Raw genomic sequence first — 20058 nt, 5'->3', positions numbered from 1 at the left:
GTTTGGAACGCATCGCAGTCATCGACTTTGAAACCACCGGGATCACCCCGAGCAGCGGTTGCCGGGCTACTGAAATCGCGGTGGTGATGCTTGAGCGAGGCCGGATCGTCGACCGCTACCAGAGCCTGATGAATGCCGGTGTCCGGGTGCCGGCCTTCATCGAACAACTGACCGGCATCAGCAACGCGATGCTGCGTAGCGCACCCTCGGCGGAAAAGGTCATGAACGAGGTCAACGAGTTTGTCGGCATTACGCCGCTGCTGGCCCATAACGCCGCGTTCGACCAGAAGTTCTGGGATTTTGAGCTGGGACGCATCAAGCGCACCCGCTTGCAGAATTTTGCCTGCTCCCTCTTGCTGGCCCGGCGCTTGATGCCGGCGGCACCGAACCACAAGCTCGGCACGCTCAACACGTTCGCCGGCTTGCCCCACACCGGCCAGGCTCACCGGGCCATGGCCGACGCCGAAATGGCCGCCAACCTCACCGCGCACCTGGCGGCGGAACTGCGGCAAAAGCATGGGCTGCGGGAGTTGTCCCATGATCTGCTGTGCAGTTTGCAGAAAGTGCCGGCGGCGAAGATCAACGAGCATCTCAAGCGGCATCGCGGGTTCTAAACACACCACAAAACCCTTGTGGGAGCGGGCTTGCTCCCACACAGGTTGTTCAGTGTTTGATCCTTATTTCCCGTTGCCTTCCAACTGCCCCAACGGCACGCGCTTTTCAATGGCGCTGGACAGCACGATCGAGGTCTTGCTGAAACCGAACTTGGCGATGCGGTTGATCAACTCTTCCAGCTCGGGCATCGAGCCAACCGCCGCCTGCATGATCACGCACGGGTCCCCGGTGACCCGGTGGCATTCGGTCAGTTGTGGGATCTTGCACAGTTCGTCGTAGGTCTTCTGGTTGCCGTGCTGGTTCATTCGCAGTTCGATGACGCACTGCACCGGCAGGCCGATCTTCGCCATGTCGACTTTGGCTTGATAACCGGTGATGACGCCGCTGGCTTCCAGTTTGCTGACCCGTTCGGCCACGGCGGGGGCTGACAGGTTCACTTTGCGGGCCAGTTCGGCGTAGGACGCACGACCGTTGTCCAACAAAGCGCTGAGCAACATGCGGTCGTATTTATCCACGGTTTGGCTTCCTGACGGTGTGACTTTCGAAAGCGCGATTTATAGCGCTGATCGCCGTGTTTTGAAAAGTGTATGGCCCGGATAAACAGGTTTTGTAGCTTAATTTCCGTCTGTCGCCTTTCTAGAATAACGTCTCTCATTGTCCTGACTTCGAGCTGAACATGCCTGGCCCACGCCGTTTCTCCCTGCCATTGATCGCTGCCTTCTTTGCCTTGTATGTCATCTGGGGTTCGACCTACCTGGTGATTCGCATCGGCGTGGAACATTGGCCGCCATTGCTGCTGGCTGGGATTCGTTTTGTGATTGCCGGTTCGCTGATGTACGGCTTCCTGCGCTGGCGCGGGGCGCCGGCGCCGACCTGGGCCCAATGGAAGGCCGGGGCCATCATTGGCGTGCTGTTGCTCAGTTTTGGCAACGGCGCGGTCAGTGTCGCCGAGCACACGGGCGTAGCGTCCGGGGTCGCGGCGCTGGCCGTGGCGACGGTGCCTTTGTTTACCTTGCTGTGCGGATATTTCTGGGGCGCGCGTAATACCCGTCTGGAATGGGCGGGGATTGTGCTGGGGTTGATCGGCATCGCCATGCTCAACCTCGGTTCCAACCTGCAATCCAGCCCGTTGGGGGCGACGTTGCTGGTGTTCGCGGCGGCCTCCTGGGCGTTCGGTTCAGTGCTGAGCAAGCATCTGCCGTTGCCGGCGGGGGCGATGGCCAGTGCCGTGGAAATGCTGGTGGGCGGCGTGGTGCTGCTGATCGGCAGCGTGGCCAGCGGCGAGCATCTGGAGAGCATGCCGCCGCTGGAAGGCTGGCTCGCCTTGGCTTACCTGACTTGCTTCGGTTCGATCATCGCCTTCAACGCCTACATGTACCTGCTCAAGCATGTGCGTCCGGCGGCGGCCACCAGCTATGCCTACGTCAACCCGGCCGTGGCGGTATTGCTGGGCATCGTATTCGCCGGTGAAACCATCGGCATCGAGGAGGCCTTGGCGATGTTGGTGATCATCAGTGCGGTGGTGCTGATCGGCTTGCCACAGTGGCGCAAACCCAAGCCTGCGCCGGCCGTCTCCTGATTTAGGGTAAACTGCCGCGCATTGCACACCTTGCGCTGATTTTTCCTACGGTACTTCCATGACTTTCGCCACCCTTGGCCTGATCGAACCCTTGCTGCGCGCCCTCGAGACGCTCGGCTACCAGACCCCGACCCCGGTTCAGGCCCAAGCCATGCCGGCGGTGCTCGCCGGTCGCGACCTGATGGCCGCGGCCCAGACCGGCACCGGCAAGACCGCCGGTTTTGCGGTGCCGCTGTTGCAGTTGCTGACCACCGAAGGGCCGAAGGTCGCGGCCAACTCGGTGCGGGCGCTGATCCTGGTGCCGACCCGTGAACTGGCTGAGCAGGTTCATGAAAGCGTTCGTCAGTACGCGCAAAACCTGCCGCTGAGCACCTACGCCGTGTACGGCGGCGTCAGCATCAACCCGCAGATGATGAAGTTGCGCAAGGGCGTCGACCTGCTGGTCGCCACGCCGGGTCGTTTGCTCGACTTGTTCCGCCAGAATGCGCTGAAGTTCAATCAACTGCAGACCCTGGTGCTGGACGAAGCCGACCGCATGCTCGACCTGGGCTTCTCCGAGGAGCTGGCGAATATCTACAAGGCCCTGCCGAAGAAGCGCCAGACCCTGCTGTTCTCGGCGACCTTTTCCGATGCGATCCGCCTGCTAGCCGGGCAGATGCTCAACGATCCGCTGAGCATTGAAGTGAGCCCGCGCAACGTGGCCGCCAACACCGTCAAGCAATGGGTGGTGACGGTGGACAAGAAGCGCAAGCCGGAATTGTTCGTGCACCTGATGCGCAAGAACAAGTGGAAGCAGGTGCTGGTCTTTGCCAAGACCCGCAACGGCGTCGATGCGCTGGTGGAAAAACTCCAGGGCCTGGGCGTCAACGCCGACGGTATCCACGGTGACAAACCCCAGGCCACCCGCCAACGTGCGCTGGACCGCTTCAAGGCCAGCGAAGTGCAGATCCTGGTAGCCACCGATGTCGCCGCCCGTGGCTTGGACATCGAGGACTTGCCGTTGGTGGTGAACTTCGACCTGCCGATCGTCGCCGAGGACTACATCCACCGCATCGGCCGTACCGGTCGGGCGGGCTCGACGGGGGAAGCGATTTCCCTGGTCTGCGCCGATGAAGTGAATTTGCTGTCGGCCATCGAGATGTTGACGCGCCAGACGCTGACTCGCCAGATGGAACAGGACTTCGAGCCTGAGCATCGGGTACCGGACACCGATGCCAGCGGCCAGGTGATCAAGAAGCCTAAAAAGCCGAAGAAACCGAAAACCTCCGGTGGTGGCGGCAAGCGCAACCTGGGCAAGTGGGTGGACAGTGGCGACGCTGCGCCTGTGGAACCTTCGGTCAAGCCTGTGCGGAAAGTGCCGGTGTTCAACACTGGGCCGCGTAAGCGTAAGCCTTGATGATTCGCGGCGTCTGATACATCGCTATCGCGAGCAAGCTCGCTCCCACACTGGTTCTCAGGTGTGCACAGATCCGGTGTCCACTGCAGATTTTCTGTGGGAGCGAGCTTGCTCGCGATGGGCGCGCCTCGAACTTCAATCCAGGCGCTGTAACCACTCCACCATCCCCAACCCCGCCGCCCGGCCGCTGGCAAAGCACGCCGTAAGCAGGTAGCCACCGGTCGGCGCTTCCCAATCGAGCATTTCCCCGGCGCAGAAAACGCCGGGCACTTGCTTGAGCATCAGGCGTTCATCCAGGGCTTCGAACGTCACGCCACCGGCGCTGCTGATGGCTTCGTCCAGGGGGCGGGTCTTCACCAGTGTGACCGGCAGGGCCTTGATCGCCTGGGCCAGCCGCACCGGGTCAGCGAAACACTCGGCCGGCGTGAGCTCGCGCAACAGTGCCGCCTTGACCCCGTCGATCCCCAATTGGCTGTGCAAGTGCTTGGCCATCGAGCGGGAGCCGCGGGGTTTGTTCAGGGCCTGGAGGATTTTATCCACAGGCCGGCCCGGCAACAGGTCCACATGAAGGGTCGCGCCGCCGTGCTGGTTGATGGCCTCACGAATCGTTGCCGACAGGGCATAGACCAGGCTGCCTTCGAGGCCGGTGGCGGTGATCACGCATTCGCCGAGGCGCGGCACATCGTCGTTCAGGCCCATGGCGATGTTCTTGAGCGGGGCGCCGGCGAATTTGCTGATCATCAGGTCGCTCCAGGCTTCGACCTCGAACCCGCAGTTGCTCGGTTGCAATGGCGCCAGGGCCACGCCGCGTTGTTCCAGCGGTAGCATCCAGGCGCCGTCGGAGCCCAGGCGCGACCAGCTGCCGCCGCCCAGGGCGAGCAAAGTGGCCTTGGGGCGCAGGGTTTTTTCGCCCTCCGGGGACGCTATGCGCAAGCTGCCATCGGGGTTCCAGCCGAGCCAGCGATGACGGGTGTGGATCACCACGCCAGCATCGCGCAGGCGCTTGAGCCAGGCACGTAACAGCGGGGCGGCCTTCATGTCAGTCGGAAATACCCGCCCGGAGCTGCCGACAAAGGTGTCGATGCCCAGCCCGTGGATCCATGTGCATAACTCATCCGCCCCGAATGCCCGCAACAGCGGCGCGAGGTTTGGCGCGCGTTCGGCGTAGCGGGACAGGAAGGCCGGGAAGGCTTCGGAGTGGGTGATGTTCATGCCGCCCACGCCGGCCAGCAGGAATTTCCTGCCCACCGATGGCATGCCGTCGTACAGGTCGACCTTCAGGCCGGCCAGGCTCAATACCTCGGCCGCCATCAGGCCGGCGGGGCCGCCGCCGATGATGGCGATGTTTGGGGCGGAAGGCTTGGCGGTCGAGGTCATGATTTGAACTGTGGGGGTTGGAATAGGCGGGGCATTCTACCAGCACAGATCCCTGTGGGAGCGAGCTTGCTCGCGAAGGCGGTGTGTCAGCGGCATTGATGTGGCTGATACTCCGCCATCGCGAGCAAGCTCGCTCCCACAGGGGATGTAGGTGTTCTTGAGAACTCTGATCAAAAAACAGCCAAGCCTCTGCATGCCATAGGCAACATAGCTTGTAGGCCGTTTCGCTCAGGTTATCCACAGGCCGCTCCACAGGCATTGTGGGTAAAGCCCAGGTTTCAATGACAACCTGATGACGTCCAGACCCTTTGTGCGCTGTGGTGCAGGATCCCGTGGCGGCGGGCCAGGGCCTGGCGGTCCTTGCTGTAGCCTCCGCCGATCACGCCGACCACCGGGATGTCGCGTCCCAGGCAATGGCGCATGACGCTCTCATCCCGGGCGGCGAGGCCTTCGTCCGTGAGCTTCAGATAACCGAGGGCGTCGTCCTTGTGTACGTCGACGCCGGCGTCATACAGCACCAGGTCCGGCTGGTAGAGCGGCAGCAGGTAGTTGAGCGCATCGTCCACCACGTTCAGGTAAGCGGCGTCGCCCATGCCCATCGGCAGCGGGATGTCCCAGTCGCTTTGCGCCTTGCGTGCGGGAAAATTCTTTTCGCAGTGCAAGGAAACTGTCACGGCGTCCGGGGTGTCATGGAGTATTCGGGCGGTACCGTCGCCCTGATGCACATCGCAATCGAAAATCAGCACCCGCGAGACCCGACCGCTGGCCAGGAAATAGCGGCTGATCACCGCCAGGTCGTTGAAAATGCAGAATCCGGCCAGGTGGTCGTAGTGGGCGTGATGGGTGCCGCCGGCCAAGTGACAGGCCAGACCGTGTTCGAGGGCCTGTTCGGCGGCCAGCAGCGAACCGCCCACGGCGCGGACCGTTCGGCGGGCCAGGGCTTCGCTCCAGGGCAGGCCGAGTCGCCGTTGGTCTTCGCGGGACAACTCGCCGCCCATGTAGCGTTCGATATACCCACGGTCGTGGGCCAGGGCGAGAATATCCGGCGGGCACAGCGATGGGCGCAGCAGGTCCGCGTCGCGGGTCAGGCCGCTGTCCACCAGGTGATCGCGCAGCAGGCGGAACTTGTCCATGGGGAAACGGTGTTCCGCCGGGAATTCGGGGCTGTAGTCTTCGTGATAGATCAGCGGCAGCGACATGGTGTTTTCAGTCGTGAATGAGTGACGGATCCTACCAGCGATGTAGACTCTGGGGCATGGAAAGGGAGTGAAAATGGAGCCGATACTGGAACTGGAAAGCGCACGGCTGCTGTTGCGGCAGTGGCGCGACGACGACTTGCCGGAATTTGCCGCCATGTGCGCCGACCCGCAGGTGATGCGTTATTTCCCGGCGCCCCTGAGCCGCCTGGAAAGCGCCGCCCTGATCGGTCGCGTGCGTGGGCATTTCGCCGAGCATGGTTTTGGGTTGTGGGCGCTGGAACGCAAGGACACCGGGGCCTTCATTGGCTTTACCGGGCTTGGTGTGGTCGGGTTCGACGCGCCGTTCACGCCGGCCATCGAGATTGGCTGGCGCCTGGCCCGGGAGCACTGGGGCCTGGGCTATGCCAGCGAGGCGGCGTGGACCGGGCTGCGCTGTGCCTTTGACCAGTTGTTGCTGGACGAAGTGGTGGCGTTCACCGCTGTGGATAACCTGCCGTCGCAAAAGGTCATGCAGGCCATTGGCATGCACCACGACCCGGCGGACGACTTCGAACACCCAAAGCTCGCGGTTGGACATCCATTGCGTCACCATGTGCTCTATCGCATCAATCGTGAGCAGTGGTTGCAGACCCTGCACGGTTAGCCGACACGGACGTTTATAATGCCCCGCCCAAATGGTCCGGGCCAACAATCGATCCACCGCCGTAGCGCAGACTGCGCGGTGTTGTGCTGTGTGAGGAAAGTCTGAATGAGCCACGTGTTGGAAGATCTGGTCGACCTGCTGACCCTGGAACCGATCGAAGAGAACCTGTTTCGCGGTCGCAGCCAGGATTTGGGGTTTCGCCAGTTGTTCGGCGGCCAGGTATTGGGCCAGTCGTTGTCGGCGGCCAGCCAGACCGTGGAAGAGGCGCGCCATGTGCATTCGATGCACGGTTATTTCCTGCGTCCGGGCGATGCCGCGCTGCCGGTGGTCTACCAGGTGGACCGGGTGCGTGACGGTGGCAGTTTCAGCACCCGTCGGGTGACGGCGATCCAGAAGGGCAACCCGATCTTTACCTGCAGTGCGTCGTTCCAGTACGACGAACAGGGTTTTGAGCACCAGAGCACCATGCCGCAAGTGGTCGGGCCGGAAAACCTGCCGTCCGAGCTGGAACTTACCCAGCAGCGTGCGCACCTGCTGCCCGAGCACATGCGCGAAAAACTGCTGTGCCCCAAGCCGATCGAGGTGCGCCCGGTCACTGAAAAAGACCCCTACAACCCGCAACCGGCCGACCCGGTGAAATACGTGTGGTTCCGTGCCGACGGCGCCCTGGCGGATTCGCCGGCCTTGCACAAATACCTGCTGGCCTACGCGTCGGACTTCGGCTTGCTGACCACTTCGCTGCTGCCCCATGGCAAATCGGTGTGGCACAAGGATATGCAGGTCGCCAGTCTCGACCACGCCTTGTGGTTCCATGCCGACCTGCGCGCCGATGACTGGTTGCTCTACGCCATGGACAGCCCGTGGGCCGGCAATTCCCGTGGGTTCTCCCGTGGCAGCGTGTTCAACCGCGCCGGGCAACTGGTGGCCTCGGTCACCCAGGAAGGCCTGATTCGCCACCGCAAGGACTGGGCATGAGCCTGTCCGAGGTTCGGCACTGGGTGTTCGACATGGATGGCACGCTGACGATCGCCGTGCATGACTTCGCGGCAATCCGCGTGGCCCTGGCGATTCCGGCCGAAGATGACATCCTCACTCATCTGGCGGGGTTGCCCGCTGAGGAAGCGGCGGCCAAGCATGCCTGGTTGCTGGAGCACGAACGGGACCTGGCGCTGGGCTCCAAGCCTGCGCCCGGCGCGGTCGAGTTGGTGCGAGAGCTGGCCGGGCGCGGCCATCGCCTGGGGATCCTGACCCGCAACGCTCGCGAACTGGCCCATGTGACCCTGGAGGCCATTGGCCTGGCGGACTGTTTCGCCGTGGAGGATGTCCTGGGCCGCGACGAGGCACCGCCCAAGCCGCATCCCGGTGGCCTGTTGAAACTGGCCGAGGCCTGGAACGTGGCGCCGGACACGATGGTGATGGTGGGGGACTACCGCTTCGACCTGGACTGCGGTCGTGCTGCAGGGGCGCGGACGGTGTTGGTGAACCTGCCGGACAATCCATGGCCGGAGCTGACGGATTGGCATGCGCGCGATTGTGTCGAGTTGCGGCGGATGCTGTCGGCTTGAGAGATCGGTTGACTGATCGATCGCCATCGCGAGCAAGCTCGCTCCCACAGTGGAGGAGTGGCGAACGCAGAAAACCCTGTGGGAGCGAGCTTGCTCGCGATGAGGCCCTATAAGCCACCAAAAGGCTTATTGCCCAAACAACACCTTCAACCCTTCCGGCGAATTGAACATCCCACTCCCATTGTGCCCGACCCCAGGCACTTCGATCAGCCGCTGGTTCAGCCCCTCGGGATGACGCCGGGTCAGGTAGTCGAAAAAGAAATGCCCGCGCAGTAACCGATACGGCCCCTGGGTTTGCGCTTCACAGCCCTTGTCCAGCGCCGGATGCTCCGGGTCGGTGTCCTGCTGCCCGAGCAGATAAACGATGTCGCGCTTGACGTAGTTCTCCTCCAGGCGGGCAGGCGTTTGTCCGGCGGCATAGGTGGGCAGGTCCTGCAGGCCGTATTTCCAGCGATTGAAGCCAGGGCAACTGGCAGGGTCGAAGGCCATGGGCCGTTGCGCATCGAAGTAGGCATAGGACGACGGGTTGGCGATGACAAAGCGCGGGTTGATCCGGTATTGGCCATGGGCGAGCAGGGCATAGCGCTGCACGACCTGGGCGCCGCCGGAATGGCCGGCGATGACGATCTCCTTCACCTCGGGAAACTGCTGCCGGTCACTGACGCGCGCGACGATGTCGTCGAGGACCTGGAAGGAACTGACCGGATTGGGCCCCGTGGACAGGCCACCGGCCATCCAGTCATTGCCCCGCCAGCGCAGCAGCTCATTGGGCAATGTATGGCGAGCCACGTCCTGTTCGTTGAGAAACTGCGGGGCGATGATCAGCGTCGTGCCTTGTTGCCCGGCCTGCCCGGTCGCTTTTTCGGCGCTGCGCAGGTAGGTCTCGGCATTGCGCAGCCGACCATGGAGGATGATCAGCACGCGCTGAATGGACGCCGGGGGCGGGCTGACGGCGACCGCCATGGCACCGCCCTTGAATTGCAGGCGCCCTTGGGCGACCACGTTGACGCCGTGTTCCTCGCCCTGGGCAACGGTGCAGCACAGCACCAGCCCGATCAACGTGCCCCACTTCATCTACAGGTTTTTCGCCGCGAACGTGTCGCACTGGCTGACCTGGCCCTGGGCGAAGCCGGTCTTGAACCAGCGCACCCGTTGCGCCGAAGTGCCATGGGTGAAGGAGTCCGGCACTACGCGGCCCTGGCCTTGTTGCTGCAGACGGTCATCGCCGATGGCGTTGGCGGCCGTCAAGGCCTCCTCGATGTCCCCCGGCTCCAGCCAGTTCAGGCGTTTTTGCGCGTGGTTGGCCCAGACGCCGGCCAGGCAATCGGCCTGCAATTCCTGACGCACCAACAAGCCGCCGTCGCCTTCCATCTGCCGGCCTTGCTGGCGGGCTTCCTGGATCTTCGCCGACACACCGAGCAGCGTCTGCACGTGGTGGCCGACTTCGTGGGCAATGACGTAGGCCTGGGCGAAATCGCCAGCGGCGGCGAAGCGTTGGGACATTTCCTTGAAGAAACTCATGTCCAGGTAGACCTGCCGGTCCGCCGGGCAATAAAACGGACCGGTCGCCGAGGAGGCCAGGCCGCAGGCCGAGTTGACCCGGCCGCTGAACAACACCAGTTTGGGTTGTTGGTACTGGCGTCCGGCCTGCTGGAAGACCTGGCCCCAGGTGTCTTCGGTATCGCCGAGGATCGAGCGCACGAACTCGGCCTGTTCATCGTTGGCCGGTGGCGCCTGGCGGGTTTGTGAAGTGGCAGGCGCGGACTGGTCCATCTGCCCGGCCAGTTGCCCGAGAATCTGCATCGGGTCCTGGCCGGTGATCCAGCCGATGCCGACGATCAGGATAATGGCCGTCAGGCTCAATCCCTTGCCGCCGCCGAAACGCATCCCGCCACCGCCCCCACCGTCACCACGGGCGTCCACCACGTTGTCACTGCGGCGACCTTTTTTCCATAACATGTGGGAAATCCTCTGAATGACCCTGCGAGAAATAACTGCTGTGGCGATGAGTCTAGCTTTTAGGCGCCCAAGGTGCGCGCCGCGCTTGAGCTGTCAGGCAACGGACACGGATTTTGGTTCAGCGGTGAGCCAATCCTGCCTGGCTGCGCAATTTTCATTACACTTCGGATTCAGAACTTATCGGTATGCTCGCTGGCCCAACAACTGCATCGTGCGTCACGGCCCCTACATCAAGCAACGCAGGTTTCCCTCATGACCGTCAGCACACCGCTCTCCGGCGTCAATCAGGCTTTCAAGGGCATCGTGCTTATCCTGGTCGCAACGTTCCTGTTCTCCAGTCATGACGCGTTGTCCAAGTATCTGTCGGGTTTTTATCCGATCATCATGGTGGTCTGGGCGCGTTACGTGGTGCACACCTTGTTGATGGCGGGTATTTTCCTGCCGCGTTCGGGGTTGCGGGTTTTGCGTACAAAACGGCCGTTGTGGCAGTTGGCCCGGGCGTTGTGCCTGCTGGGCACCAGTCTGTTTTTCACCACTGCGTTGATGTTCATCCCACTGGCGGAGGCGACGGCGGTCAACTTCCTCGCCCCCGTGCTGGTGACCGCGTTGTCGGTGCCGTTGCTGGGGGAACACGTGACGCGCGGTCAATGGATCGCGGTGATCTTCGGCTTTATCGGGGTGTTGATCATCGTCCATCCCGGCGGCGATCTGTTCACTCCGGCGGTGTTGTTGCCATTCTGCTCGGCATTGTTTTTCTGTTTCTACCAACTGCTCACGCGCAAGCTCAGCGAGATCGACAGCCCGACCACCAGCAATTTCTTCGCCGGCCTGTGCAATACGTTGGTGATGAGCGCGCTGGTGCCGTTCTTCTGGCAAGTGCCGAGCCTGATGCACGGGGTGATGATGTTGGCGCTGGGGGCGTGCGGGATGACCGCGCACTTGATGCTGACCCAGGCCTTCCGCTTTGCCGCCCCGGCGCTGCTCGCGCCGTTCGGGTATTGCCAGATCGTGTTCGCAGGGCTGTTGGGCTGGTTGCTGTTCAACCATACGCCGACGCTGACCACCGTGGTGGGCATCGCCTTGATCTGCTTGAGTGGGTTGGCGGCGGCGTGGCAACAGCGTCGTAAGTAAGCGCTACCAGCCCCCTTTGTGGGGCACAGCCCTGTGGCTAGCACAGCCCTCTGTGGCGAGGGAGCTTGCTCCCGCTGGGCTGCGAAGCGGCCCTCGCTTTTTTGCGATTGCTGCGCAATCGAGCGGGAGCAAGCTCCCTCGCCACGGGTGGATCGCTGTCCGTTAGCGTGTGGACAGTCAGTTTTCCAGGGTCGGCACCTTGCGCGGCGCCATGAAGTACAGCCAGATCAGGGCAATGAAGTACATCGCCGGGATCAGGGTGAACAACACGGTGTAGTTATTGTGGGTGATCGTGAGGATGTGGCCCACCAACTGGGTCATGAACATCCCGCCGATGGCCGCGCACATGCCGCCGAAGCCGAACACCGTACTCATCATGTGCTTGGGCGTGTAGTCCATCACCAGGCTCCAGATGTTGGCGGTCCAGGCCTGGTGCGCGCCGATGGCCAGGGAAATGGCGAACACCGCCATCCACAGGTTGCTTGCGCCGGCGGCCATGATCACGCCGATGATGCAGCAGGCAAACAGCAGCATGGACACCAGCCGCGCCTTGATCGGATTGAGCCCGCGACCGATCAGGAACGAAGACAGGATCCCGCCGCCCACGCTGCCGAAGTCGGCGGTGAGGTAGATGATGATCAACGGGATGCCCATCTGGGTCACGTTGATGCCCAGGTTGTATTGCTGGTTCAGGAACGGCGGCAGCCAATAGAGGTAGAACCAGAACACCGGCGCGGTGATCGAGTAGGCGAGGGCGAACGCCCAGGTGCCGCGCATGCGCAGAATGCGTGAGAACGGTACGCGAACCTGGTCCGGTTCGTCCTGGGCCTGGATGTAGTCCAGTTCCGACTGTTTGACGGTAGGGTGGTCTTCGGGGTTGAAGTATTTCAGGCCCCAGAACAGCAGCCAGATCCCGCCCAGGGCGGCCATGCACAGGAACGCGGCCTGCCACCCCCACACGTGCAGGACCAGCGGCAGCAGCATCGGGGTGAACATCGCGCCGACGTTGGTCCCCGCGTTGAAAATACCCGTCGCCACGGCCCGTTCGCCCGCCGGGAACCACAGCCGGGTGGTCTTCACGCAGGCAGGGTAGTTGGCGGCTTCGGTGAGGCCGAGGATGAAGCGGCAGACCATGAAACCTACCGCCGACGTGGCCAGGCCATGGGCGCCGGTCGCCAGGCTCCAGAGCAGCACGGCGCAGAAGAACACGCGCTTGACGCCGATCCGGTCGATCAGCCGTCCCTGCAACACGAAGCCGACGGCATAACCGACCTGGAACCAGAAGTTGATGTTGGCGTAATCCATCGCCGTCCAGCTCATTTCCTTGGCCAGGATCGGCTGCATGACGCCCAGGGCGGCGCGGTCGATGTAGTTCAGGGTGGTGGCGAAAAACACCAGGGCGAGCATGCCCCAACGAGTCTTGCCCACGGCCATGGCGCCACGGATCTTGTCAGCGACGCTGCCGGTGGAGGCACCCAGGCCAGGGGCCAGGCGGGAACTTTGGGAAGGAATCATAGCGTGTACCCGTTTTTGAAATTCTTATGGTCGGTCTGGGTCTGTCCCACGACGTCGGCGATCAGGGCCTGCGTCGATGTGGGGAGCGATGGTGCGCAGTGAGCAAAAAATCGTCAATTCGGCAATCGGCATTTTGTTCGATAATCGCCCAAAAAACTAACCGAATGGTACATATTGAATTGCTGAAAGAAACCGGCAGCTCAATAATCGGCTCACTCTTTTAAAAGCATTTTAAAAAGCGGCGCACCTTTTGTAGCCGATGCCTGTCCCGGGAGCCGAAGTCATGCAGCGTTCCATTGCCACCGTATCCTTGAGCGGTACCTTGCCGGAAAAGCTCGAAGCCATTGCCGCCGCCGGTTTTGACGGGGTGGAAATCTTCGAGAACGACCTTCTCTATTACGATGGCAGCCCGCGGGAAATCAGGCAGATGTGCGCCGACCTGGGCATCGCCATCACCTTATTCCAACCGTTTCGTGATTTTGAAGGCTGCCGTCGCGATCGGCTGTCGCGCAACCTGGAACGGGCCGAGCGCAAGTTCGACTTGATGCAGGAGCTGGGCACCGACCTGGTGCTGGTGTGCAGCAATGCCTCGGCCGACAGCGTCGGCGACGAGCAGATCCTGGTCGATGACCTGCGCCTGTTGGCCGAACGGGCCGGTGCGCGGGGCTTGCGTATCGGTTACGAAGCGCTGGCCTGGGGCCGCCACGTCAATACTTATCAACAGGTCTGGAACATCGTACGCCAGGCCGACCACCCCAGCCTTGGCGTGTTGCTCGACAGTTTCCATACCTTGTCCCTCAAGGGTGATCCGAGCGCGATCGCCGAGATCCCGGGCGAGAAAATTTTCTTCGTGCAAATGGCTGACGCGCCGATCCTGGCCATGGACGTTTTGGAGTGGAGCCGGCATTTCCGTTGTTTCCCGGGGCAGGGTGAATTCGACTTGCCGGGGTTCCTGGCGCCGATCATCAAGAGTGGTTATACCGGACCGCTGTCGCTGGAGATCTTCAACGATGGCTTCCGCGCCGCGCCACCACGGGCCAACGCCGCCGACGGCTTGCGTTCGCTGCTGTACCTGGAAGAAAAGACCCGCCAGCGCCTGGCCGAAGACGCGAGCGCCGTTGGCAATGCCGATATCCTGTTCGCCACGCCGCCGGCCAGCGAATACGACGGCATCGAATTCCTCGAGTTTGCCGTAGACGATAGCCTCGGTGCCAAGCTCTCCCATTGGCTGGAACGGCTGGGGTTCGTCAAGGCCGGTCAGCATCGTTCGAAGAATGTCAGCCTGCTGCGCCAGGGCGATATCAACCTGATCCTCAACAGCGAACCGTACTCCTTCGCCCACAGCTTTTTCGAAGCCCACGGGCCTTCGTTGTGCGCCACCGCCGTGCGTGTGAAAAACAGTGCCAGCGCCCTGGAGCGGGCCGTTGCCTACAAGGGCCAGCCCTATCGCGGGTTGGTGGGGCCCAATGAGCTGGAGCTGGCGGCGGTGCGCGCACCGGACGGCAGCCTGATTTACCTGGTGGACCAGGAGGCCGATGTCTATGGCACCGATTTCAACCTGCAGCCGGGGGCGGTCATCGGGGCCGGGCTCAAGCGCATCGACCACATGGCGATGGCGCTGCCGGCCGACAGCCTCGACAGTTGGGTGCTGTTCTACAAGAGCCTGCTGGATTTCGAGGCCGACGACGAAGTGGTCTTGCCCGACCCCTATGGCCTGGTAAAAAGCCGTGCACTGCGCAGCCGCTGCAGTTCGATCCGCTTGCCGCTGAACATTTCCGAGAACCGCAACACCGCGATCTCACACGCTCTGTCGAGTTATCGCGGCTCCGGTGTGCATCACATCGCCTTCGATTGCGACGACATCTTCGCCCAGGTCAGTCGTGCCAAGGAGGCGGGCGTGCCGTTGCTGGACATCCCGCTCAATTACTACGACGACCTGGCGGCGCGTTTCGATTTCGACGACGAGTTCCTCAGCGAACTGGCCTATTTCAACGTGCTGTACGACCGCGATGCCCAGGGTGGCGAGCTGTTTCACGTCTACACCGAGCCCTTCGAGGGACGGTTTTTCTTTGAACTCATCCAGCGCAAGAACGGTTACGCCGGTTATGGCGCCGCCAACGTCGCGGTGCGCCTGGCGGCCATGGCCAAGTCTCGCAGCGGTGGCGTGCGGCACGCCAAGTTGTAGGGAAATCGTAAACGCGGTGGTAATGGGCAGTGTCGTGGCTTGGCTTCAGTGCACGGTGCGGCCCATAATCGCCAGCCTGTGCAGTGATGGCCGTGAGCCCCGCAATGACTATGAATCCAGAGCTTTCCGCAGCGCTCGACGAACCCGTCGCCACGCCACGCAAAAGTCGCAAGAACAACCCGGAGAAGACCCGGGAAAACATTCTTCAGGAAGCCATCGTCGAATTCGTCCAGCAAGGCCTGGCCGGCGCCCGGGTTGATGCCATCGCCGAGCGCATCCACACCTCCAAGCGCATGATCTACTACTACTTCGGCAGCAAGGAGCAGTTGTACGTCGAGGTGCTGGAAAAACTCTACGGAGATATCCGCACCACCGAGAGTCGCCTGCACCTGGCGGAACTGGCTCCAGTGGACGCGATCCGGCGCCTGGTGGAATTCACCTTCGACCACCACGACCGCAACGTGGATTTCGTGCGCATCGTCTGCATCGAGAACATCCACAACGCCGAGTACGTGAAGCAGTCAGGCGCGATCAAGGCGATGACCAACACCATCCTCGATTCCCTGGGCGTGATCCTGCGCCGTGGTGCCGAAGAGGGCGTATTCCGTGCCGGCCTCGAGCCGCTGGACGTGCATCTGCTGATCAGCTCGTTCTGTTTCTACCGGGTGTCCAACCGCCAGACGTTCGGCGAGATCTTTCAGATCGATTTGTCGGATGAGGCCATCAAGCAGCGGCATCGCGAGATGGTGTGTGAGTCGGTGTTGCGGTACCTGCAGCCCTGACGCCGAACCTGATTGTGTGGGAGCGAGCTTGCTCGCGATAACGATGGTTCAGCCGACATCGATGGTGACTGGTACACCGCAATCGCGAGCAGGCTCGCTCCCACAAAGTCATTCCCACAAGGGAATGACACCAGGCCTTAGTGATTCATGCTTTGAAAATGCGCCAGCATCCGCTGCGCATCCGGCGCCACGCCACTGAACAGTTCGAACGCCTTCACCGCCTGGAACACCGCCATGTTGCCGCCATCGAGGGTGCGGCAGCCGATGGCCCGGGCGTTGCGCAGCAGTTCGGTTTCCAGTGGGAAGTAGACGATTTCCGCGACCCACAAGGCGCTCCGCAACAGCTCGACCGGCACCGGCATGCCCGGTAGTTTCGCCATGCCCATGGGGGTGGTGTTCACCAGGCCGTCGGCCTCGGCCATGGCAGTGGGCAGGTCATGCCCGGCGCGGACGCGGCCAGCGCCGAAGTGTTGGTTCAAGTTGTTGGCCAGCGCCTCGGCACGGCTGACCTCGACATCAAAAATGCTCAGGGTTTCCACGCCCTCCAGCAGCAGCGCATGGGCCACCGCCGCGCCAGCGCCACCCGCACCCATCTGGACCACGCGCTTGCGCGCCACATCCCCCAGGCCACGGCGAAAACCTTCGGCGAACCCCAGGCAGTCGGTGTTGTGGCCGATGCGCTTGTCGTCCTTGAGCACCACGGTATTGACCGCGCCGATGCCGCGGGCCTCGGGCGACAACTCATCCAGCAGTGGGATGATCGCCTGCTTGCAGGGGAAGGTGATGTTCAGGCCGGTGAAGGCCATGCGTTCGGCGGCCACCAGCAAGTCGGCCAGGGCGCCGCTGTCGAGTTTCAGCGCGTCGAGGTCGATCAGCCGATAGAGGTAACGCATGCCTTGGGCATCGCCTTCCTGCTCATGCAGCGCAGGCGTGCGAGATGCCTGGATGCCCGCGCCGATCAGGCCGGCCAGCACAGTGATATTCGACATGGGCATCAACCCTTCAACCGTTGACTGAAATGTTCCAGGGCCAGGCGATAACCGTGGCTGCCAAACCCGCACATCACGCCAATGGCGACGGATGAAACGAAGGAGTGATGGCGGAAGGTTTCGCGGGCGTGGACGTTGGACAGGTGGACTTCGATCACCGGCACTTCGCTCGCCACCAGGGCGTCACGTATCGCCACGGAGGTGTGGGTCCAGGCCGCCGGGTTGATGACGATTCCGGCGCACCGGCCCCGGGCGCCGTGAATCCAGTCCAGCAGTTCGCTTTCCTGGTTGGTCTGGCGAAACTCCACCGCCAGGCCGAACTCTTCAGCGGAGCGGCCACACAGTGCCGAGAGGTCGGCCAGGGTTTCATGGCCGTAGGTTGCCGGCTCGCGGGTGCCGAGCAGGTTCAGGTTCGGGCCGTTGAGCACCAGAACGATCGGAGGCATCGCAATTTCTCCACTTTTTTATTGTTGGTGTCGGCGGGGTTTCAGCCGGTGGAGATAAATTGTACTAGATGGTTAATTTGGTCAAATAAAGCAGCGGTCATCGGGCAATAAGTGTTCGATGATCGAACATTGCCGTTGGCGTGTATTTTCGGTGGTTGATGAATTGTGGCGAGGGAGCTTGCTCCCGCTGGGCTGCGTAGCAGCCCCAAGCTTTTTGCGGTTGCTGCGCAACCGAGCGGGAGCAAGCTCCCTCGCCACATAGGTAGGTGTTGGCTTAACGCCGCGTCAACAACACCCCGGATTCCATGTGATGGGTCCAAGGAAATTGATCGAACAGCGCGCAGCGCGTGATGCGGTGGGTGTCATTCAACTGCGCGATGTTCGCGGCGAGGGTGTCGGGATTGCAGGAGATGTACAGGATGTTGTCGAAACGCCGGGTCAACTCGCAGGTGTCCGGGTCCATGCCGGCGCGAGGCGGGTCGACGAAGACGCTGCCGAATTCGTAGCTCTTCAGGTCGATGCCCTGCAGGCGGCGGAACGGCCGGACTTCATTCAAGGCTTCGGTCAGTTCTTCGGCGGACAGGCGCACCAGCGTGACGTTATCCACAGCGTTTTCGCTGAGGTTGCTCAGCGCGGCGTTCACCGAGGTCTTGCTGATCTCGGTGGCCAGGACTTTGCGCACGCGGGTAGCCAGGGGCAGGGTGAAGTTGCCGTTGCCGCAGTACAACTCCAGCAGGTCGTCGCTGCGATCGCCCAGTGCGTCATACGCCCAGTTGAGCATCTTCTGGTTCACCGTGCCGTTGGGCTGGGTGAAGGCGCCTTCGGGCTGGCGATAGCTGAAGGTGCGGCCGCCCACGTCGAGTTTCTCCACCACGTAGTCATGGCCGATTACTTCGCGTTTGCCCTTGGAGCGACCGATGATGCTCACACCGAGGTCGGCCGCCAGTTTCGAGGCGCCAGCGTGCCAGTGCTCGTCCAGCGGGCGGTGATAGCACAGGGTGATCATCGCATCGCCGGCCAGGGTGGTCAGGAATTCCACCTGGAACAGCTTATGGCTCAGGGGCGCGCTGGCTTGCCAGGCGGCCTTGAGTTGCGGCATCAACTGGTTGATGCGCAGGCTGGCAATGGGAAATTCCTCGATGAGGATCGGTGTGCGCTTGTCGTCCTGGGAGAACATTGCGTAGTGCCGTTCACCGGCCTCGCGCCAGAGGCGGAATTCGGCCCGCAGGCGAAAGTTTTTCAGGGGCGAATCGAACACCGCAGGTTCCGGTGCATCGAACGGCGCCAGCAGGTCACGCAAGCGAGTGACCTTGTCCTGCAACTGGGCGGCGTAAGCCTGGGAATCAAAAGTCATGCGTTGAACCAACCCAACTTGATCACGAACAGGATCGACAGAATGACCAGCGCCGGGTTCAGCTCACGACCACGGCCAGACACCAGTTTGATGGCGGTCCAGGCGATGAAACCGAAAGCGATACCGTTGGCGATGGAGTAGGTGAATGGCATCGCCAGGGCAGTGATCACCACCGGGGCGGCGACGGTGATGTCATCCCAGTCGATTTCCGCCAGGCCCGAGGTCATCAGCACGGCGACGAACAACAAGGCCGGCGCAGTGGCGAAGGCCGGGACGCTGGCAGCCAGTGGCGAGAAGAACAGCGCCAGCAGGAACAGGATCGCCACCACGATGGCGGTCAGGCCGGTGCGGCCGCCGGCGCTGACGCCCGCTGCCGATTCGATGTAGCTGGTGGTGGTGGAGGTGCCCAGCAGCGAACCGGCCATGGCGGCGGTGCTGTCGGCGATCAGCGCACGACCCATCTTCGGCATGTGGCCGTCCTTGCCCATCAGCCCGGCGCGCTTGGCGACGCCGATCAGGGTGCCGGAGTTGTCGAACAGGTCGACGAACAGGAAGGCGAAGATCACGCTCACCAGGCCGATGTCCAAGGCGCCCTTGATATCCAGTTGCAGGAAGGTCGGGGCCAGGGACGGTGGCGCGGAGATGACGCCGCCGAATGGGGTGAAACCCATCAGGATCGAGACGACGGTGACCGCCAGGATGCCGATCAGCACCGCGCCGCGTACTTTCAAGGCTTCGAGGGCGACGATCAAGACAAAACCCAGGGTCGCGAGGATCGGCGCCGGTTGTTTCAAGTCGCCGAGGCCGACCATGGTCGCCGGGTTCTTCACCACGATGCCGGCATTGTTCAGGGCGATCAGTGCCAGGAACAGGCCGATGCCCGCAGCAATGGCCGAGCGCAGCGGCAGCGGGATGCTGTTGATGATCCACTCGCGAATACGAAAGATCGACAGCAGGAAGAACAGCACGGCGGAGATGAACACCGCGCCCAGCGCCACTTGCCAGGTGTGGCCCATGTGCAGGACCACGGTGTAGGTGAAGAAGGCATTCAGGCCCATGCCCGGGGCGAGGGCGATCGGGTAGTTGGCGATCAGGCCCATGACCGTGGAGCCAATGGCCGCCGCCAGGCAGGTGGCGACGAACACCGCGCCTTTGTCCATGCCGGTTTCGCCGAGGATGCTCGGGTTGACGAACAGAATGTAGGCCATGGCCAGGAAGGTCGTGACGCCCGCCAGGATCTCGGTCCGCACGTTGGTGTTGTGTGCCTTGAGTTGAAACAGCCTTTCCAGCATGTCTGCTCCCCGTGGCGCGCCCGGCGCCGTG

At 62.5% G+C, this 20058-nt stretch carries 19 protein-coding genes; 9 read left to right on the top strand and 10 right to left on the bottom strand.

What is annotated here, in order from left to right; all coding sequences use genetic code 11:
* The first annotated feature begins 2 nt into the window (after window positions 1-2).
* Window positions 3-614 (top strand): 3'-5' exonuclease, encoded by a 612-nt coding sequence (locus AC515T_RS25170; protein ID WP_496530430.1) that lies wholly within the window; start codon window positions 3-5, stop codon window positions 612-614.
* Between the two features lie 63 nt (window positions 615-677).
* Here the strand turns inward: AC515T_RS25170 and AC515T_RS25165 are convergent, their stop codons facing one another.
* A complete protein-coding gene (locus AC515T_RS25165; RefSeq protein WP_014340343.1) occupies window positions 678-1130 on the bottom strand; it encodes an Lrp/AsnC family transcriptional regulator in 453 nt (150 codons plus the stop codon).
* A gap of 161 nt (window positions 1131-1291) precedes the next feature.
* On the opposite strand from AC515T_RS25165, the gene yedA reads away from it, so the two are divergent.
* Both yedA and rhlE1 read left to right on the top strand, forming a co-directional pair.
* Complete coding sequence (gene yedA / locus AC515T_RS25160) at window positions 1292-2194, top strand: drug/metabolite exporter YedA (protein WP_496530429.1); 903 nt, start codon at window positions 1292-1294, stop codon at window positions 2192-2194.
* Window positions 2195-2252: 58 nt separating this feature from the next.
* A complete protein-coding gene (rhlE1, locus tag AC515T_RS25155) occupies window positions 2253-3590 on the top strand; it encodes an RNA helicase RhlE1 (RefSeq protein WP_058546752.1) in 1338 nt (445 codons plus the stop codon).
* Window positions 3591-3725: 135 nt separating this feature from the next.
* Here the strand turns inward: rhlE1 and AC515T_RS25150 are convergent, their stop codons facing one another.
* Entirely contained in the window at window positions 3726-4967 is a 1242-nt protein-coding gene (locus AC515T_RS25150; protein WP_496530428.1) for a TIGR03862 family flavoprotein, read from the bottom strand.
* 278 nt (window positions 4968-5245) lie between these two features.
* On the bottom strand, window positions 5246-6166 hold the full coding sequence (locus tag AC515T_RS25145; protein WP_496530427.1) for a histone deacetylase family protein: 921 nt from the start codon (window positions 6164-6166) through the stop codon (window positions 5246-5248).
* A 73-nt stretch (window positions 6167-6239) separates the two neighbouring features.
* Here AC515T_RS25145 and AC515T_RS25140 point away from each other — a divergent pair, with 73 nt between their 5' ends.
* The 3 genes from AC515T_RS25140 (at window position 6240) to AC515T_RS25130 (ending at window position 8374) form a co-directional block, all read left to right on the top strand.
* Window positions 6240-6809, top strand: coding sequence for a GNAT family N-acetyltransferase (locus AC515T_RS25140; RefSeq protein WP_496530426.1), 570 nt, complete (start codon window positions 6240-6242; stop codon window positions 6807-6809).
* Window positions 6810-6914: 105 nt separating this feature from the next.
* Complete coding sequence (gene tesB, locus AC515T_RS25135; protein WP_072411434.1) at window positions 6915-7784, top strand: acyl-CoA thioesterase II; 870 nt, start codon at window positions 6915-6917, stop codon at window positions 7782-7784.
* Window positions 7781-8374 (top strand): HAD family hydrolase, encoded by a 594-nt coding sequence (locus AC515T_RS25130; RefSeq protein WP_496530425.1) that lies wholly within the window; start codon window positions 7781-7783, stop codon window positions 8372-8374. The genes tesB and AC515T_RS25130 overlap by 4 nt, the downstream gene beginning before the upstream one ends.
* Window positions 8375-8500: 126 nt before the next feature.
* Here AC515T_RS25130 and AC515T_RS25125 read toward each other — a convergent pair whose 3' ends face one another.
* Together AC515T_RS25125 and ypfJ are read right to left on the bottom strand one after the other, a co-directional pair.
* On the bottom strand, window positions 8501-9448 hold the full coding sequence (locus AC515T_RS25125) for an alpha/beta fold hydrolase (RefSeq protein ID WP_496530424.1): 948 nt from the start codon (window positions 9446-9448) through the stop codon (window positions 8501-8503).
* On the bottom strand, window positions 9449-10333 hold the full coding sequence (gene ypfJ / locus AC515T_RS25120) for a KPN_02809 family neutral zinc metallopeptidase (protein WP_122565086.1): 885 nt from the start codon (window positions 10331-10333) through the stop codon (window positions 9449-9451). It lies immediately after the preceding gene.
* A 252-nt stretch (window positions 10334-10585) separates the two neighbouring features.
* On the opposite strand from ypfJ, the gene AC515T_RS25115 reads away from it, so the two are divergent.
* Window positions 10586-11464 (top strand): DMT family transporter, encoded by an 879-nt coding sequence (locus AC515T_RS25115; protein ID WP_496530423.1) that lies wholly within the window; start codon window positions 10586-10588, stop codon window positions 11462-11464.
* 177 nt (window positions 11465-11641) lie between these two features.
* On the opposite strand, the gene AC515T_RS25110 is transcribed toward AC515T_RS25115, so the two are convergent.
* Entirely contained in the window at window positions 11642-12979 is a 1338-nt protein-coding gene (locus AC515T_RS25110) for an MFS transporter (protein ID WP_496530422.1), read from the bottom strand.
* 283 nt (window positions 12980-13262) lie between these two features.
* On the opposite strand from AC515T_RS25110, the gene quiC reads away from it, so the two are divergent.
* Together quiC and AC515T_RS25100 are read left to right on the top strand one after the other, a co-directional pair.
* Window positions 13263-15164, top strand: a complete 1902-nt coding sequence (gene quiC, locus AC515T_RS25105) for a 3-dehydroshikimate dehydratase QuiC (protein ID WP_496530421.1) — start codon at window positions 13263-13265, stop codon at window positions 15162-15164.
* Window positions 15165-15268: 104 nt separating this feature from the next.
* Window positions 15269-15946 (top strand): TetR/AcrR family transcriptional regulator, encoded by a 678-nt coding sequence (locus AC515T_RS25100; RefSeq protein ID WP_496530420.1) that lies wholly within the window; start codon window positions 15269-15271, stop codon window positions 15944-15946.
* A gap of 137 nt (window positions 15947-16083) precedes the next feature.
* Here the strand turns inward: AC515T_RS25100 and AC515T_RS25095 are convergent, their stop codons facing one another.
* The 4 genes from AC515T_RS25095 to AC515T_RS25080 all read right to left on the bottom strand — a co-directional run bounded on the left by AC515T_RS25095 (window position 16084) and on the right by AC515T_RS25080 (window position 20027).
* Complete coding sequence (locus tag AC515T_RS25095; RefSeq protein ID WP_496530419.1) at window positions 16084-16935, bottom strand: shikimate dehydrogenase; 852 nt, start codon at window positions 16933-16935, stop codon at window positions 16084-16086.
* A 5-nt stretch (window positions 16936-16940) separates the two neighbouring features.
* Window positions 16941-17381: a type II 3-dehydroquinate dehydratase gene (gene aroQ, locus AC515T_RS25090; RefSeq protein WP_496530418.1), complete on the bottom strand. Its 441-nt coding sequence runs from the start codon at window positions 17379-17381 to the stop codon at window positions 16941-16943.
* A 274-nt stretch (window positions 17382-17655) separates the two neighbouring features.
* Window positions 17656-18735 (bottom strand): tRNA (uridine(54)-C5)-methyltransferase TrmA, encoded by a 1080-nt coding sequence (trmA, locus tag AC515T_RS25085; RefSeq protein ID WP_496530417.1) that lies wholly within the window; start codon window positions 18733-18735, stop codon window positions 17656-17658.
* Entirely contained in the window at window positions 18732-20027 is a 1296-nt protein-coding gene (locus AC515T_RS25080; RefSeq protein WP_496530416.1) for an NCS2 family permease, read from the bottom strand. The genes trmA and AC515T_RS25080 overlap by 4 nt, the downstream gene beginning before the upstream one ends.
* Between the last annotated feature and the right edge of the window lie 31 nt (window positions 20028-20058).

The organism is Pseudomonas sp. FSO-7 (genome assembly GCF_059579345.1).
This window is presented reverse-complemented; position numbering and strand designations above follow the sequence as displayed.